The organism is Stutzerimonas stutzeri (assembly GCF_024448895.1).
Classification (GTDB): Bacteria; Pseudomonadota; Gammaproteobacteria; order Pseudomonadales; family Pseudomonadaceae; genus Stutzerimonas; species Stutzerimonas stutzeri_Q.
The window spans coordinates 1-15,833 of record NZ_JAMOIC010000045.1 but is presented as its reverse complement, the minus strand read 5'-3'; the positions used below and the strand labels follow the sequence as shown (position 1 = coordinate 15,833).

The 15,833-nt window shown below is 58.1% G+C and carries 14 protein-coding genes and 1 pseudogene; 8 read left to right on the top strand and 7 right to left on the bottom strand.

The window, feature by feature from the left end:
* Positions 1-237: 237 nt before the first annotated feature.
* Positions 238-603 (top strand): annotated as a pseudogene (locus tag NA619_RS24405) (hypothetical protein); the annotation flags it as partial.
* Between the two features lie 337 nt (positions 604-940).
* Here the strand turns inward: NA619_RS24405 and NA619_RS24400 are convergent.
* From NA619_RS24400 to NA619_RS24375, 6 genes are all read right to left on the bottom strand, one after another.
* Positions 941-1,867 carry an ABC transporter permease gene (locus NA619_RS24400; protein WP_255964382.1) on the bottom strand — a complete coding sequence of 309 codons (927 nt, stop codon included), beginning with the start codon at positions 1,865-1,867 and terminating at the stop codon, positions 941-943.
* Entirely contained in the window at positions 1,867-2,994 is a 1,128-nt protein-coding gene (locus NA619_RS24395; protein ID WP_255964381.1) for an ABC transporter permease, read from the bottom strand. Before NA619_RS24395 ends, NA619_RS24400 begins: the two co-directional genes overlap by 1 nt.
* Before the next feature lie 537 nt (positions 2,995-3,531).
* On the bottom strand, positions 3,532-5,124 hold the full coding sequence (locus NA619_RS24390) for an ABC transporter ATP-binding protein (RefSeq protein ID WP_255964380.1): 1,593 nt from the start codon (positions 5,122-5,124) through the stop codon (positions 3,532-3,534).
* Positions 5,121-6,227: a BMP family ABC transporter substrate-binding protein gene (locus tag NA619_RS24385; RefSeq protein ID WP_255964379.1), complete on the bottom strand. Its 1,107-nt coding sequence runs from the start codon at positions 6,225-6,227 to the stop codon at positions 5,121-5,123. Before NA619_RS24385 ends, NA619_RS24390 begins: the two co-directional genes overlap by 4 nt.
* Before the next feature lie 25 nt (positions 6,228-6,252).
* A complete protein-coding gene (locus NA619_RS24380) occupies positions 6,253-6,639 on the bottom strand; it encodes a VOC family protein (protein WP_102820933.1) in 387 nt (128 codons plus the stop codon).
* The gene (locus NA619_RS24375) at positions 6,636-7,646 is read right to left on the bottom strand and encodes an isopenicillin N synthase family dioxygenase (protein ID WP_255964378.1); all 1,011 of its coding nucleotides are present in this window, start codon (positions 7,644-7,646) and stop codon (positions 6,636-6,638) included. Before NA619_RS24375 ends, NA619_RS24380 begins: the two co-directional genes overlap by 4 nt.
* 379 nt (positions 7,647-8,025) lie before the next feature.
* Between NA619_RS24375 and NA619_RS24370 the strand changes: the two genes are divergently transcribed.
* A complete protein-coding gene (locus NA619_RS24370; protein WP_255964377.1) occupies positions 8,026-10,158 on the top strand; it encodes a TonB-dependent siderophore receptor in 2,133 nt (710 codons plus the stop codon).
* A 188-nt stretch (positions 10,159-10,346) separates the two neighbouring features.
* On the opposite strand, the gene NA619_RS24365 is transcribed toward NA619_RS24370, so the two are convergent.
* A complete protein-coding gene (locus NA619_RS24365) occupies positions 10,347-11,312 on the bottom strand; it encodes an integron integrase (protein WP_255964376.1) in 966 nt (321 codons plus the stop codon).
* A 160-nt stretch (positions 11,313-11,472) separates the two neighbouring features.
* On the opposite strand from NA619_RS24365, the gene NA619_RS24360 reads away from it, so the two are divergent.
* The 6 genes from NA619_RS24360 (at position 11,473) to NA619_RS24335 (ending at position 15,714) form a co-directional block, all read left to right on the top strand.
* Positions 11,473-12,345: a hypothetical protein gene (locus NA619_RS24360; RefSeq protein ID WP_255964375.1), complete on the top strand. Its 873-nt coding sequence runs from the start codon at positions 11,473-11,475 to the stop codon at positions 12,343-12,345.
* 888 nt (positions 12,346-13,233) lie between these two features.
* Positions 13,234-13,638 (top strand): hypothetical protein, encoded by a 405-nt coding sequence (locus tag NA619_RS24355; RefSeq protein WP_255964374.1) that lies wholly within the window; start codon positions 13,234-13,236, stop codon positions 13,636-13,638.
* A gap of 385 nt (positions 13,639-14,023) precedes the next feature.
* The gene (locus NA619_RS24350; RefSeq protein WP_070881743.1) at positions 14,024-14,380 is read left to right on the top strand and encodes a hypothetical protein; all 357 of its coding nucleotides are present in this window, start codon (positions 14,024-14,026) and stop codon (positions 14,378-14,380) included.
* Between the two features lie 89 nt (positions 14,381-14,469).
* The gene (locus NA619_RS24345; protein WP_255964373.1) at positions 14,470-14,796 is read left to right on the top strand and encodes a barstar family protein; all 327 of its coding nucleotides are present in this window, start codon (positions 14,470-14,472) and stop codon (positions 14,794-14,796) included.
* Positions 14,797-14,895: 99 nt separating this feature from the next.
* Positions 14,896-15,303: a GNAT family N-acetyltransferase gene (locus tag NA619_RS24340; RefSeq protein WP_058064875.1), complete on the top strand. Its 408-nt coding sequence runs from the start codon at positions 14,896-14,898 to the stop codon at positions 15,301-15,303.
* An 87-nt stretch (positions 15,304-15,390) separates the two neighbouring features.
* On the top strand, positions 15,391-15,714 hold the full coding sequence (locus NA619_RS24335; RefSeq protein WP_255964372.1) for a hypothetical protein: 324 nt from the start codon (positions 15,391-15,393) through the stop codon (positions 15,712-15,714).
* Positions 15,715-15,833: the final 119 nt, after the last annotated feature.

The window sequence follows — 15,833 nt, the reverse complement described above, 5'->3', positions numbered from 1 at the left end:
AGGTCCTGCCAGATGGTTGGGTCGGTGACGATCCGTAGACCGAGCGGTTGTGATGGGTATCGCTTCGCTCAACCCATCCTACGATGGCTGCCTGCATTGCCAGTGGGATGCGAAGTGCCCCTTTCCGCTGGCTTTGCTACCTTCGCTATCCAGCATTTTGAAACCAATCAGCACAGAGAGAACCGAACCCACACCCACCCAACCCTTCTAAACAAACATCGACTCAAGGAGGTTTTCATGACCAAGGCACTGCTCACCACCCTCGGATTCGCCCTTTGCGCACCAATTGCGATTGCCCAGACACCCAAGCCAGAGGTGATCAGTCATCTGAATGGCCTGGACATAGAAGTCAGCGCCATGGGCGTTCCGACCTCTACTACCGAAGCGGGCGGGGAGCTGGTCGGCATTCGCGCGGTGAAGGTCATGAACAAGACCGGCGATACCGTGACATGCGAGTTCCACGTTCCCCACGATGCGCGAGCCGATACGTCTGCTCCTCCGGTCTTCTCCGTGAGCCCCAATACCCAGCGGGTTGAACGGGTGCCGGGCGAGTACTCGCCCGATGAACCTTTCGCCGAACTGACCTGCCGCGCGCCCGGCCAGGACGTCGCTTCGCCAAACGCAGTACCGACGAGCGAACCCGGCGCCGAGCCCACCACGCCGGAATCCGGTACCGCTGCCCCGCCGGCACCTGCCACCGCGCCAGCGGACGACCCATCGCGTACACGCGCGCCGACCGACCGTGATCGCTAACCAGGCTCCCCGACCGAACCTGGGCTAGAACACGCGATACCCAACGGCAAAAGATCAGCTTCCGATGGGCATCGCCGACCGATCCCGCTTACAGATCACGACCACGAACGCACCGCAGGAAGGCGTTGAGCGCAGCGATACCCATCAAACAGCCACGCAGCATGCAACGCTGCTTCGCGAACCCACCTCACCGCCGCTCCTCCCTGATAAAGGGAATCCCCAACGCCCCTGGCTGGTTGCCAGCAACGTTCTTGCCGCTGGCAACCCAGATCATCACCGCCAGGGTCACGGCATAAGGCGTCATCAACACGAAGTATTGCGGCAGGCGCACGCCGGCTGCCGCCAGTTGCGGGATCAGCGCTTCGATGCAGCCGAACAGCAGCGCACCGGCCAGGGCCTTCCACGGCGACCAGCGCGCGAAAATCACCAGCGCTACGGCGATCCAGCCGCGGCCGCCGGTCATGTCGGCGATCCACAGCTTGGTGCTGAGCACCGAGATATAACCGCCGGCTAGGCCGATCAGCGCGGAGCCGGCAAGAATCGCTGCCAGCCGATAACCGAGCACGGAAATCCCGGCCGCATCCGCCGCCTGCGGGTTCTCCCCGACTGCACGCATCCGTAGGCCGGTGGTGGTGCGGGTAAGAAACCAGACAACGGCAAGAAAGATCAGCGGCGTCATGAACACCAGCGGGTTCTGCACGAAGACTTTTCCCAGCAAAGGCAGCTCCGACAGCGGCCACAGCTCCACCGCGCCAAGACCCTTGACCGGCTTGTTAGTCCAGTTCAGCAAGGTGCCGAGCAGGCCGGTCAGCCCCTGGCAGAAGAACACCAGCGCCAGTCCTGCGATCACCTGATTGATGCGCAGCACCAGCACCATCAGTGCGAACAGCAGCGACACCACGGCAGCCGCGCCCATCGCCATCAGCAGCGAAGTGCCGTGGCTGCCGAACGCCAGTTGCGCGCCAATCCCAGCCAGCGCACCGACCAGCATCAGCCCTTCGGCGCCCAGCGCCAGGACGCCCGCCCGTTCCGTGAGAATCAGCCCCAGCGCCGCGAGGGCGAAAGGCACGGCGAAGTCCGGTGTGTTGCCTAGCCAGTTGGCGATCATGTCCATCAGCTTTCGCCTCCCTGAACGCGGCGGATACGGTGGCGGATAAAGAAATCCGAGGAGGCGACGCAGATCACCAGGATCGCCTGGATCAGCTGCACCATGGAAAACGGGATCTGGTAGAACACCTGCAGGCTGCGCCCGGCGACGAAGAGCATCGCCATCAACAGCGCAACCACCAGCGCCGCCATCGGGTTGTTGCGCGCCAGAAAGGCGATGAGGATGCCGGAGAAGCCGTAGCCCTGATAGAACGACTGGGTCAGCCGCCCCTCCTGCCCGGCCGTGACGAGAAACCCGGCGATCCCGGCCATGGCACCGGAAATCAGCACTGTGCCGATGATCATCTTCTGCACCGGCACGCCCACCGCGCCCGCCACACGCGGGTTGGCATCGACAAAGCGCAGGTAGAGCCCGGCGCGGGAAATGCCGAGAAACCACAGCGCCAGCAGCGCAACGACTACCGCCAGTGGCACCGCCGCGCTGACGCCATCGAACAGCTCGGGCAGGCGCTCGAACGGCTGGAATTGTGGCGAATAAGGGAACGAGCTTTTCGGGTCCTTCCAGCTGCCATATAGAAGGTGCAGCAGGAAGTTGATCGCCAGGTAGTTGAGCATCAGTGTCGAGATGATCTCGTTAACCTTTAGCCGCAGCTTGAGCAACACCGGCGCCAGCGCCCAGAGCAGCCCGCAAAAGATCGCCGCTGCGAGCATCAAGGGCAGACGCAGCGCCTGCGGGCCGATCTCGAACAGCGAGATTGCCGTCGCTCCGATGGCGCCCCAGATCATCTGACCCTCCAGCCCGAGGTTCCAGAACTTGGCGCGAAACGCCATGCAACCGGCCAGGCCGACGAGGATCATCGGCGATGCCTGAAACAAGACCGCTTTCAGGCTCTGCGCATCGAACACCGTGAGAATGACGAACTCATTGAGCAGCTCGCCGGCCGGCACGCCAGCGCCGATCAGAATCGCGGCAGAGATGCCCAAACCAAGCACCAGCGCCGCGGCAATGATCAGCGCCTGCCAGTGCCAAGCAAGTTGCTGGCGGATCTCCAGTGCGTAACGCCGCGACATCAGCGGCTGTTTCGACGCCTTCGCGGCCTGCTCAAGCATCATCGGACGTACCTGTTCATTCATGGCTCATCTCGCGTCGTCCCGTTTCTGATTGCCGACCGCTACAGGCGAATTTATTCGCCTGCTCTCCTCATCCACCCAATCGTGATGTGTCTTGCCCTTTGGGCGAACAAGTTCGCCCCTACAATTCGTGTCAGCCGCACGGCCGCGCTACCCGTAGGGGCGAATTTATTCGCCCGCTCTCTGCGCCGTACCCAACGGGGATGTGCCGTGCCCTTTGGGCGAACAAGTTCGCCCCTACAATTCATGTCAGCCGCACCGCCGAGGCACCTGTAGGGGCGAATTTATTCGCCCGTTTCCCTGCGCCGTACCCGACGGGGATGTGTCGTGCCCTTTGGGCGAACAAGTTCGCCCCTACAATTCGTGTCAGCCGCAACGCCGAACTACCGGTAGGGGCGAATTTATTCCCCCGTTTCCCTGCGCCCTACCCGTGCCCTTTGGGCGAACAAGTTCGCCCCTACAAATCGTGGAAGCCGCAGCGCCGAGGTAGCTGTAGGGGCGAATTTATTCGCCCGACGCTCGCGCACCGATGCCTGAGGCTCACTCAACCCGCAGCGCTCCGTGATCCTGTTCGTCATGGCTCAACGCTCCATGACCCAGCTCTCCATGGCTGACCATCGCCCTACCAATGGCCTGGCGATCCGCGGGCCGGTCGAACTCGGCGACGATGCGCCCGGCGTTCATCACGCCGATTCGATCCGCCAGCGCCAGCACTTCGTCGAGGTCTTCGCTGATCACCAAGACGGCCGCGCCGGCATCGCGGGCGGCGCGTAGGCGGCCATGCACGGCAGCGGTGGCGCGTACGTCCAGCCCGCGACTGGGGCTATGTACCAACACCAGTTGCGGATCGCGGGAGAATTCGCGGGCGATCACCAGTTTCTGCGCGTTGCCACCGGAGAGCAGCGCAGCCTTTTGCTTCAGCGAGCGCACGCCCTGCACGTCGAACCCGGCCACCGCATCGGCGGCCTCAGCCTCCAGACGCTTGCGCCGGAGATTGAAGAACGAACCATAGCGCCCACTGTGGATCTGCCCGACACCGAAGTTCTCGGCCACTGACAGCTCGCCAGCCAGCGCCGTGCCGTAGCGGTCGGCCGGGATCGAGGCGATGCGCAACTCCCGGCGCTGCTCAGGGCTGGCCCGGCGCAGATCGCCAAAACCGGTCAATTCCAACGCGCCTTCGCAGGGTTCCGGCAAACCCATCAGCACATTGGCCAACTCACTCTGGCCGTTCCCGCCAACACCGGCGATGCCGTAGATCTCGCCAGCCCGCAGGCTCAGCGTCACGCCATTGAGTGCGCCATGCCCGCCCGCGCCGGTCGATCTGAGATCACGCACTTGCAGCCGTACCTCGCCCGGTGTCGCCGGTTGATACTCGCTGGCCGGTGCGGACTCGCCCACGGTCAGGCGGACGAGTTCGGGCACCGAGACCGTTTGCGGATCGAGGGTTTGAATCGTCCGCCCGCCGCGCATCACGGTGACGCGGTCGGCGAAGCGCTTCACGTCACTCATCTTGTGAGTGACCAGGATCACCGCCGCGCCCTGGCGAGCAAAGGCGCGCACCGTTTCCAGCAAACGCTCGGCTTCCTGATCGGTGAGTACCGCTGTCGGCTCGTCGAGGATCAGGATCCTCGCGCCGGCCAGCAGCACCTTGAGAATTTCCACCCGCTGCTGCTCGGCCACCGACAGCGACTCGGTGACCTTGCGCGGGTCGATGGTGAAACCCAGCTCTGCCGCCTTGTCACTGATCCGCTGTTCCAAAGCCGCCAGCCGTTGTCGGTGGCTGCCCGCGAAAGCATGATTGCCGGGCCCCACGGGCAGCCCCAGCTGGATGTTCTCGGCCACGGTAAAGGGCTTCACCAGCTTGAAATGCTGGTGAACCATGCCGATGTGGTAGCGGCTCGCATCCCGCGGGCCGCTCAAGCGCACCGGGTTGTCGTCGATCAGCAGCGATCCGCTTTCCGGTGCATAGAGGCCGGCGGCGATATTCATCAGCGAGGATTTGCCCGCGCCGTTCTCGCCGAGCAGCGCGTGCACTTCGCCCCACTTAGCGGTGAAGTCCGCCTGGGACAGGGCCATGAAGCCGTCGAACGACTTGCTCACCCCGGTCAGCTGGATCGCGTTGAGGTTGCTCATTGCTGGGTGATCACTCCCTTGACGAACCAGTCCATCTGCCACAACGCAGGGTCGGCCATGACCTCACCGGCGGCGATGCGCTCTGTGCCGTCACGGTCGAGCATCGGGCCGGCGTAGATCTTCTTCTCGCCTTTGAGCAGCTCTTCGCGGGCATCCATGATCTTGGCCTTATCTGCTTCGGAAACCGCCGGGCCGCAGCAGGCCGCATCGGTACCGCCTTCGGCCATGGACAGCAGCGCGCCGTTCTCAGGCGGCGTCCAGTTACCGGCGCTGATCTTCTTCAGCTCCGGCGCGAGAAACTTGTCCCACACCCAGACCGAGGAGCAGACGGTGGCGTCCGGGGCGAACTCGCGCATGTCGCGATGGTGCCCGGTGCCATGTACGCCGCGCTCCTGGGCGACGATTTGCGGCGTCGGGCTGTCGACGTGCTGGCCGAGCACGTCAGCGCCGGAGTCGATCAGCGCCATAGCGGCGGCGCGCTCCTTGACCGGGTCGTTCCAGGCGCCGGTGTAGACCACGGTGACGGTGGCGTCCGGGTTGATCTGCTGGGCGCCGAGGGCAAAGGCGTTGACCGTCCAGTTCACCTGACCGAAGGGATTGGCCGCGACAAAGCCGAGCTTGCCGGTCTTCGACGCCGCGCCCGCTGCCATGCCGCACAGATACTGGCTCTCGTATGTGCGCCCGTAGAAGGATTCGAGGTTGCCGCTGTTGGTGGTGCCCGAACCGTTAAGGAAGGCCACGTCCGGATACTTGTCGGCTAACTCCTTGAAGGTGTCCGAGTAGCCGAATGCGGTGCCAATGATCACGTTGGCGCCGCGCTGGATCAGCCGGTCCACGGCCGGGCGGATCGAGGAGGCATTCTCCGGCACGCTCTCGACGTACTGAATCTTTGTATCCAGCTCGGTTTCGAGCTTTTGCCGCGCTTCATCGAAGGCCTGGGTCCAGCCGCCGTCGTTGCGCGGGCTGATGTAGAGCATGGCGATCTTCGCCGGTTTATCGAGCGTCAGCCCCTGCCCTTCCTGCGCCGAGGCGGCGCCAACAGTCGCCGCCAGGCCGAGAGCCACCGCCGCACACAAGGTCCGTTTCATGAACTTATTCAGCATTTTTAATTTCCTGATGGTGGGATCGTCAAAGCATGTGGTTGATGCGGAACACGTTTTTCTCGGGGTCCAGCAGCACGGCTTGGTACCAGTGGTAATAGGTTTCGTAAGGCGCCTTGATCAGCGTCGCGCCCATGGCGGCGGCAATGGGCACCAGGCGGTCGACCTCTTCTTTCGAATCGACGTCGATATTCAGCAGGAACTTGCAGCCGCGGGTGTCGGCGAATTCGTCCAGATGCAGCAGTTCATAGGCTTCCGGCGCGTTGAATCCGATGCAGCTCTTGCCGGTATCCAGCCCGCGAAAGATCGGCGACGCGATCTCGGGAATGTTCCTGAAGCCGAACAGCTCGCGGTAGAAGCCGCTCAGGGCCTCGATGTCGCGGGCGAAGACGTTGACGTAGGAAAGCGTGCTCATGCGACCTCCAGGCCTTTGCCGAAGGTGGTCTGCTTGACGAACTTGGAGAGCAGGTTGTCGCCGGAGGTGACCGGCGCGTGGCGTGGCGCTTCGCCCTCGGCCAGGCAACCCGGCAAGCACTCGATCAGCGCGTCATAGTTGGGCTGGTGGAAGAACACCAGTGACTGTCGCCCGTTGTCGGCAGGGCTGTCCTCAGGCGGATTGACCACCCGATGCAGCGTGGAAATCCACTGATCGTTGGTCCACTGCATCATCAGGTCGCCGATGTTCACGGCGAATCCGTTCTCCACATAGGGCACGTCCACCCACTCGCACTGGCGGTTGCGCGCCTGCAGGCCGCCCAGCGCGTTGTCCGGCTTGACGATGGTCAGGCTGCCGTAATCGGTGTGGGCGCTGGCGCGCAATTGCCCGGGCTCCACCGCGCCCTTCACGTCCGGGTAGCTGAGGCTGCGGAACATGCTGATGTGCTTGTCGATCTTGTCGTCGAAGAAGGCTTCCGGCAGCTCCAGCGCCAGGGCGAAGATGCGCATCAGCGACTGGGAAAGCTCACTCATAGCAGCGAAGTATTCGCGATAGGCCTGCTCGAAACCCTCGATGCCGGTGGGCCAGACATTCGGCGCGAAATGCGGACCGGCTGCGGCGCAACGGTAGTAGTCCTCATCCGGCACATCGCTAGGCCCGATGGAAAAAGATTCCTTGAGATCGCCTGGCGCGGCCTCCTCCATCGAATAGGACAGGCTCTCCTCGGCGATGGCGCTGTAGCCGCGCACCATTTCCGGGCTGGGCCGGTCGACCTTGCGCTTTTCCGGCAACGGCAAGGCGAAGAACTGCCGCGTCAGCCGCGACACGCGCTCGATCAGTTCGATGGGAATCTGGTGGTTAGTGATGACCAGAAAACCGATGTCGCGACAGGCCTGGTCAACGGCGTTGGCTACCTGGGCCTTGCCCTCCGGCGTGCCGGCGAAATACGGCGCCAGGTCGATGATGGGAACGTATTGCAGAGTCATGGATGACGCACTCCTCTGACGCAAGGCTGAAACCTGAGCGCGTCGCCGATGGCGCGGGCGCTTCTCTGTATTCATCTCGTCGCCACGCTTGCACGCTGGGGCAACGATCTAGAAGAGAGCAGAAAGCGTGCCACTCGACCGATTCACATAAGGATCAGAGACTTAGCGTTTGAGCGAGCGAAAAACGGATCAACTGGTCCGGTTCGGAGCACTTGGTTTGTGCGCGAAGCTCGAAAAGCGGGCGACGTCTGTAGCAGAGCTGCGGATGGCCAGATGCACACCAACCAGTGACCTGGCAGTCACCGCTAATTGATAATGATTTGCATCATCTATAGAATCTGCGCCCCTCCGCTCGAACCATCTGCAAGGAACACCAACAATGCGTCGACTTCTCGTGCCTGTGCTGTCGCTCCAGGCGCTTGCCGCTACGGCCTACGCTGCTGAACAAACGGGATCAACCAGCGAGCCCATCGCGCTCGAACAGATGGAGGTGACTGCCTCGCAATCCGAGCGCGCCGACGGCCCGGTAGACGGCTATCGCGCCACCCGCTCGGCCAGTGCGACGCGCACCGACACGCCCATCCATGAAATCCCGCAGGCGATCAGCGTCGTTCCAGGGCAAGTGGTGCAAGACATTGGCGCGATCCGTCTGGAGGACGCGCTGGACTATGCCGGTGGCGTCGAGCGCGGCAACAACTTCGGCGGGCAGGGGCTGACCGAATTCCTAGTGCGAGGCTTCAGCTCCCAGGAGTTCTACCGCAACGGCTTCGCCATCAACCGCGGCTACCCCAACATGCCGGACGCCGCCACGCTCGAGCGGATCGAAGTACTGCGCGGCCCGGCCTCCATGCTCTACGGCCGTGGCGACCCGGGCGGCACCTTCAATATTGTCAGCAAACAACCGCAGGCCGAACGCCGCACCGTGCTGGGCACCCAGTTCAATACCGAAGGGCTGCGCCGCGGCACGCTGGACACCACCGGCGCATTGGACGAGCAGGCCGAGTTCACCTATCGCCTCAATCTGGTAGCCGAAGGCGCCGACAGCTTCCGCGACCACGTTGAAAGCGAGCGCTACAACATCGCCCCCGTGCTGCGCTGGGACCTGAGTGACGCCACTGCGATCATTCTCGAAGGCGATTACATGCATAACCGCCACCCGCTCGACCGTGGCGTAACGCGTTATTCCACTCAGTCCAGCCAGCTGCCACGCGACCGCTTCCTCGGTGAGGAAAGCGCCGGCAAGTTCGCCAATGAAAACGCCACGACCCAGCTGCGCATCGAACATTTGCTGGATGATCAATGGACCCTGCGCGGCGGCGTGCAGTACCTCGACGGCACCCTGGAAGGCGGCGCGGTGGAGAACAACGGGCTTGGCGCCGATGGCCGCACCGTTGGGCGTAACTACAGCGAACGCTGGCTGGAATGGAACGACTTCGCCGTTCAAGCCAACCTCGAAGGTCGCTTCAACGCGCTGGGGTTTGCCCATACATTGTTGACGGGCGTCGAGTACGACGACTTCAACTACAACTCCCGCATCGATCGTTCCGCTGGCGGGCTCGGCGACTTCCCACTCGACATCTATCAACCGGTCTACGGTCAGCCACTCCCGGCCATCACCCGGACCACGACCTTCGATACCGAAGACCTGAAATCCTATGCCTTCTACATGCAGGATCAGGTCGAGCTGACCGACCGTTTCACCCTGCAACTGGGCGCACGCCTGGAGCGCTTCGAGCAGAGCTATTCCGATAAGTTGGCGGCCGCCGGTAGCTGGGACCAGGCACATAACGCCGTGTCGCCACGCCTCGGCGCCATCTATGACCTGACCGACGCGCTGGCCGTGTACGCCAACGCCTCCCGCTCGTTCAAACCCAACCGCGGCGCCGACCGCAGCAGCCAGGCATTCGACCCCGAAGAAGGCATCGCCTACGAAACAGGCGTGAAGTACGAGCTGCCCGAGCACAACCTCAGCGTGACCGCTGCGCTGTTCCACATCACCAAGGAAAACGTGCTGACCTCCGACCCGGTCGACAGCAACTTCCAGATCGCAGCCGGTGAAGTCCGCAGCCGCGGCTTCGACCTAAGCATCGCCGGCAACATCACCCCGCAATGGCGAGTGATCGGCGGCTATGCCTACGTTGATGCCGAAGTCACCGAAAGCAACAGCGCCGCCATGCCGGTAGGTAGCCGCCTGGCCAACGTACCGGAGCACAGCTTCAACCTGCTCGACACTTACGAGTTCGACAACGGTGCACTGGACGGTTTGGGCCTCGGGGTTGGCGTGAAGTACGTCAGCTCGCGCAAAGGCAGCACGTCCAACACGGCATTCGACATGGGCGCCTACACCGTGGTCGACCTGCTCGCCTACTACCCGCTCACCGACCGCATCCGCCTCAACCTCAACCTCGACAACGTCCTCGACGAGAAATACGACGAACGCGCCTGGGGCAACATCTGGGCCTACCCAGGCGCCCCGCGCACCCTGCAAGCCGGTATTTCCATCGAGCTGTAACCGCCCCTCAGCCGCATCTCGGGAAGTGGGTTAACCGCTTCCCGAGACGGTGCTTCAAGCACCGCACTCACCATCGGCCCTTGTCGTTTGCGATCCGGGAATTACCGCAGCGAACGAGCGGCCAAGATCCATCGAGTACCGCACCATTTAGGATGCTCAGCAGACGAGAACGGCTGATTACCACGACTCTATATACGGTCCAACGGACTCAGCACCGCCAAACCACCTCGGTTGAGTACGTGGGTGTAGATCATCGTTGTTTTCACATCCGCATGACCAAGCAGCTCCTGCACCGTGCGGATGTCCTGCCCGCTTTCCAACAAATGCGTCGCAAAGCTGTGGCGCAGCGTATGAGGGGTTGCCAGCTTGGCCAGCCCGGATTCCTTTACCGCACGCTTGAATGCACGCTGCACCCGCTTTTCGTCCAGGTGGTGCCGCCGCACCGCACCGCTGCGCGGATCGACTGACAGACCTAACGCTGGGAATACGTACTGCCAAGCCCACTCCCAGCGCGCATGGGGATATTTGCGCGCCAAGGCATGAGGCAGATAAACATCGCCGCGCCCATCCGCCAGCTCCAGCTGATGGAGCGAGCGCACCCGTGCGATGTGTTGCCTGAGCGGTGCAACCAAACTTGCCGGCATCACCGTGACTCGATCTTTCTGACCTTTACCGTCGCGGATGACGATCTCGTTACGTGAGAAATCCACATCCTTGACTCTCAGCCGGACGCCTTCCATCAGGCGAAGCCCACCTCCATATAGAAGCCGCGCAATGAGCCCGACTTCACCATTGAGGAGCCCGAGAATCTGTTGCACTTCGCTAATAGAAAGCACAACCGGGAGGCGCGCGGGTTTCTTGGCACGTACGACCTCCCCCAACCAGGGCAAATCCTGCTTGAGCACTTGCTTATAAAGAAACAACAGCGCGGCAAGCGCCTGGTTCTGCGTAGATGCAGATACATCACGGCGAACCGCAAGATCGGAAAGAAAGGCTTCGACTTCCGGAGCGCCCATCTCCAGCGGGTGGCGATAATTGTGAAACCGTACGTAGCGCTTGATCCACTCGCAATAGACGCGCTCAGTTCTGATCGAGTAGTGTTTCAGCCTGATCTGGTCCCGGACCTGATCGAGCAATCGCGGCTTTCCATCCATGGTGTATAACTCCCTTATACATTCATCATCCCTCGGAATCGCCCAGCCTAGACAAGGAGAGTGAGGATGACAAGGAATGTTATACACCACGCCCGTTCGGCGTCTTATACACCACTTGGTGTCTAATTATAGTTAGCAGTTAAAAGGGAATTCGGTAGTTATGGATCAAGATTTAAGAATCTATGCAAAAGGCGACGCATTCTCTAACGGAGTCTACGACCTAAGGGCTCTTGAAAACTTAATCTCTAACTATAGAAAAATTCTAGATGGATTGGTTGCAGTACAAATCGGAAAAAGGCAGGTCACGCCAGACCTTAAAAATCAATTAAATTATGACGTTCAAATAAATTCCGGCTCAATTGAGTTGCTTGTTAATTTCGCATTAGAACACAAAGAATTCATTGCAGCATTTGCCGCTGATGGCGGGCAAGCTTTATCATCCGTAGTTGTGAGCCTCTTAAGAGATGCCGTAACACTCAGAGAAAAAGCATCAGAGCTTATAGAGAAAGGCATCACGGTAAACATCAACATATCCAACAGCTTTAACGCCCTATCAAAGGTCAACAATTCAAATGTCCATAGCAGTGGAAATGGCGTAATAACAATCAACGACCCAAAAATACTCTGGGCAGCACAGCTAACACGCGCACCTGTTAATCATCTGCTAAATCAAATGAACGGCACGCAAGTCGAGTACATAAGCATAAGCTCTGAAACAGAAGAGTTTGTACTTAACCAAAATCAAAAGAACATCACTGGCAAGCAAAAACAAGAGCTGCCTACAACCCTTAATATAATTGGCCGCCTTGATATGGTTGCATTTAGCTCACATCGCGGCAGCATAATCTCTGACAATGAAAGATTCAGTGTTACCTGGGATGAGCAAATTCGTCAAAAAATGCAAAAAATTGCAGATATCGAAGGTGTTGTATTCAAGGTACGCCCATTGGTTGATCATAAAAGGTTAGATAGCGAGACTATTGGCTTCCATGTCATTGACTGTGGAAACCCGCAGCAATCCCTGGGTGTTTAACCGCTAACAACTGGTTCAAGCCGTTCGATACGCTCACTCGGGACCGGCTAAAGCCGGCCCCTTAACCAAACGTTAGGCAAACACATCATGCATTGCAGAGGCTTCATTTTCGGGCACATCGAGGTTGAGGTAGATGAGCGCGCTTATGATTTGCATAACTTTTATAGCCTAGACTTCTTCAAATACCAAATAAATGATCGGCGCGTAATCTTAGAATTCTCAAAAAGATCTGAGTCATGGGTGTCACCCGAAGAGCCCAATAGAATCTGTTTAAATTTTGTACGCATCAGTCACTTTTCAGTTCAAGAGCGCGATCCTAAAATGCCTTACACAGAAGATGACTGTATAGAATCTATTGGGGTAGTAGAGCCTGAAGCATTGACCAAAGACTTCTACCTTACCGACGACTTCCCTCAAGATCATCACTTAGTTCTACGATTCCAGTCAGGCCTTGCCATACGACTGCAGGCGGAAGAGGCCTCATGCGAGCTATGTTTTGCCTAACTAGTGGTTCAAACCGTTCGCTTCGCTCACTGGGACGGGCTAAAGCCCGCCCCTTAACCAAACGTTAGGCGTCATTTTCGTTTAAGGCTCGTGCATACATGGAAGTTTGTTTCGCCGCCGCCCGTTACTCTTTCAATACGCATCCGTCGCATTGCCCGCTAGCGCGTCGTTTGCGCGCTTTGGCTCCGAGTCCGGCAACAAGGAGCATGCAGCGGTGTGAATCAGTCAGCACGTATTGGTTTGAACGTTCGAATCCACTCAGCCATTCGCGGTATCAGCCAGCGAGGCCCGCTATGCTCCGCTGCCTAACAAGCGGTTCAAGCCGCTCACTTCGTTCGCTGGGACTGGCTAAAGCCAGCCCCTTAACCAAACGTTAGGCTATACATGAAAACCATAGATACTTCGCTCGCCGGGAACTTAAGAACACTTGCTCAGCTTTCGTACGCCTTTGGATTACCCGGCGCAGCATTTGTAGTGAAGTATTTTTACGATGTCTATGGCGCAGGAATAAAGCTTCCAGCCGTTTTCTATTTTTTACCAGTCGGTGCTGCTTTTCTTTTATTCTCTTTAATTCTTGCGCCGGCAGTTCACAAACACATGATCCCAAGCTTGGACTCTTGGATTTCACGCGGAGTAAAAGCATCTCAAATAAGTCCTGGCACTTCGACCTCGCATGCCGTACTGCGCAGGGTTTCAATAATAAAATTTATTCGTTCAGTTATTCTATGCTCCCACCCATGCTTTCTAATTTTGCTCGCTGCAGCAGTAGTTCAATATCTTGCCGCCTAACAATCGGTTCAAATCGTTCGCTTCGCTCTCTGGGACTGCGTGCCGCAGCCCCTTAACCTAAACGTTAGGCGTCATTTCTTTTTTAGGCTCGTGCATACATGGAAGTTTGTCTCGCCGCCGCATGTACCTCTTTCCATACGCGTCCGTTGCGTTTCCATCTAGTGCGTCGTCTGTGCTCGCCTTGGCTCCGGGTATGGCGACCAGAGGCATACAGCGGTGTGATTCAGTCCTCACGTGCTGGCTTGAACCCTCGAAGCCGTTCGGCCACTGTGCGGCATCAGCCACCGAGGCCCGGTTTGCTCCGCTGCCTAACAAGCGGTTCAAGCCGCTCACTCCGTTCGCTGGGACGGGCTAAAGCCCGCCCCTTAACCAAACGTTAGAAGCTATGTATCAAATACCCAAAAAACTAGACTTGTCGGAAGCAATAGGCCAATGCACAACGCAGCTCCGGATTGGGCCATTCGATATCCAATTCAGCTTCGGCAAGGTCAATTTCAATATTCAGTCGCGAGTCGTTCTCAAATCTGATGGCAAGATTATCGGGCAGTGGGAAGAAGGCTCATGGCCTGATGCAACCTTCTATGAGGTTTTTAACCGCGCCATGGTCAATTGGCAACTTCAAGAAAACAGCATTATTTTGAGCTTAGAAAATGGAATAGAGATGCAGCTAATTGCAGGCAACGATGGATATGAATGCATACAGATCTCTATCGAAGAGCAGAATATTCTCTGGGTCATATAGCCGCTTCTAACAAATGGTTCAAATCGTTCGCTTCGCTCACTGGGACGGGCTAAAGCCCGCCCCTTAACCAAACGTTAGGTGCACAAGCTTTGATACGCATCGATGCAAACAGAATTATCGATTGGAGCAGCTTTCATGCAGTGTTCTCTGAGGTATTTGGCTTCCCCGATTTTTACGGTGCCAATATGAATGCGTGGATTGATTGTCTTTCATATCTCGATGACCCTGATTCAGAAATGACAAAGGCACATATCAAGCCTGGTGAAACACTTACAGTTTTAATTGAAAATTCTAGAGAATTCAAAGAGCGTTGCCCTGAACAGTTCTCAGCGCTAGTTGAATGTACTGCCTTTGTTAACTATCGTTGTACCGAAAAAGGTCAGTCAGCACTAATAGCGCTAGCGTTTTGTGTATAGCGCACCTAACAAGTGGTTCAAATCGTTCGCTTCGCTCACTGGGACGGGCTAAAGCCCGCCCCTTAACCAAACGTTGTGCACCAAACGCAAGGAAGCACCATGCAACTCAAAATATCAATGCAAGACGAAATTACGCAAGATGAAGTTATTGCGTTATACACAGCCAACGAATGGTCATCCGCCCAAAAGCCAGATCAACTATTACCGGCACTGCGCAACTCACACACACTTGTCACCGCTAGGCTTGATGGCAGGCTTGTTGGTATTGGTAACGCAATCTCTGATGGACATCTTGTCGCCTACTTTCCTCACATGCTGGTTCATCCAAATTTTCAAGGCCAGGGTATCGGAAAAAAAATGATGCAAGCCATGCTCAGTAAGTACGCAGGTTTCCATCAGCTAATGTTAACAGCTGACGGAGATGCCATTGAGTTTTATCGGACCCTTGGTTTTTGCAGAGCAGGTAAAACAGAGCCAATGTGGATATACGCCGGTACGGAGCACTGATGCACAACAATGCGCTCAAATCGCTCACTTCGTTCGCTGGGACTGGCTAAAGCCAGCCCCTTAGCTTAATCGTTAGAGACCACATCCATGTCAGGCGTTTATCGCATCAGGTTGATGTTTGAATGGGGCGGCGGGTCTTTATGGTGCGGTAACGAGGCCGCTTTAAAGAAATTCGATGTAGGCCCTGTAGAAGAACTGTTACCTATTAGTGACCTTTCACGCGAAAAACTAAATAGCCTTTCACAGTTGCATGACACCGCCTTGAATTGGGAGTATCCGCCTGACCCCGGCCCTTGGAGCGCGGATGAATATGCTAGTTTTGAGAAAACAGCATTAGCACTGTCCGTGGAGTTACAAGCAGAGCTAGGCTCAGAGTTCGAGGTGGTTTACGAGCCCATCGGCTGCCTCTAACAAGTGGTTCAAGTCGTTCGCTCCGCTCACTCGGGGACGGGCTAAAGCCCGCCCCTTAACCAAACGTTAGATCCTTCAATAAACAAAGAGAGAACTATGCGCAACGTGACAATAAAAGA

Bases quoted from the DNA above. Each gene is read 5' to 3' on its own strand.
- NA619_RS24400 (WP_255964382.1), bottom strand. From the start codon at position 1,867: ATGGACATGATCGCCAACTGGCTAGGCAACACACCGGACTTCGCCGTG.
- NA619_RS24395 (WP_255964381.1), bottom strand. From the start codon at position 2,994: ATGAATGAACAGGTACGTCCGATGATGCTTGAGCAGGCCGCGAAGGCG.
- NA619_RS24390 (WP_255964380.1), bottom strand. From the start codon at position 5,124: ATGAGCAACCTCAACGCGATCCAGCTGACCGGGGTGAGCAAGTCGTTC.
- NA619_RS24385 (WP_255964379.1), bottom strand. From the start codon at position 6,227: ATGCTGAATAAGTTCATGAAACGGACCTTGTGTGCGGCGGTGGCTCTC.
- NA619_RS24380 (WP_102820933.1), bottom strand. From the start codon at position 6,639: ATGAGCACGCTTTCCTACGTCAACGTCTTCGCCCGCGACATCGAGGCC.
- NA619_RS24375 (WP_255964378.1), bottom strand. From the start codon at position 7,646: ATGACTCTGCAATACGTTCCCATCATCGACCTGGCGCCGTATTTCGCC.
- NA619_RS24370 (WP_255964377.1), top strand. From the start codon at position 8,026: ATGCGTCGACTTCTCGTGCCTGTGCTGTCGCTCCAGGCGCTTGCCGCT.
- NA619_RS24365 (WP_255964376.1), bottom strand. From the start codon at position 11,312: ATGGATGGAAAGCCGCGATTGCTCGATCAGGTCCGGGACCAGATCAGG.
- NA619_RS24360 (WP_255964375.1), top strand. From the start codon at position 11,473: ATGGATCAAGATTTAAGAATCTATGCAAAAGGCGACGCATTCTCTAAC.
- NA619_RS24355 (WP_255964374.1), top strand. From the start codon at position 13,234: ATGAAAACCATAGATACTTCGCTCGCCGGGAACTTAAGAACACTTGCT.
- NA619_RS24350 (WP_070881743.1), top strand. From the start codon at position 14,024: ATGTATCAAATACCCAAAAAACTAGACTTGTCGGAAGCAATAGGCCAA.
- NA619_RS24340 (WP_058064875.1), top strand. From the start codon at position 14,896: ATGCAACTCAAAATATCAATGCAAGACGAAATTACGCAAGATGAAGTT.
- NA619_RS24335 (WP_255964372.1), top strand. From the start codon at position 15,391: ATGTCAGGCGTTTATCGCATCAGGTTGATGTTTGAATGGGGCGGCGGG.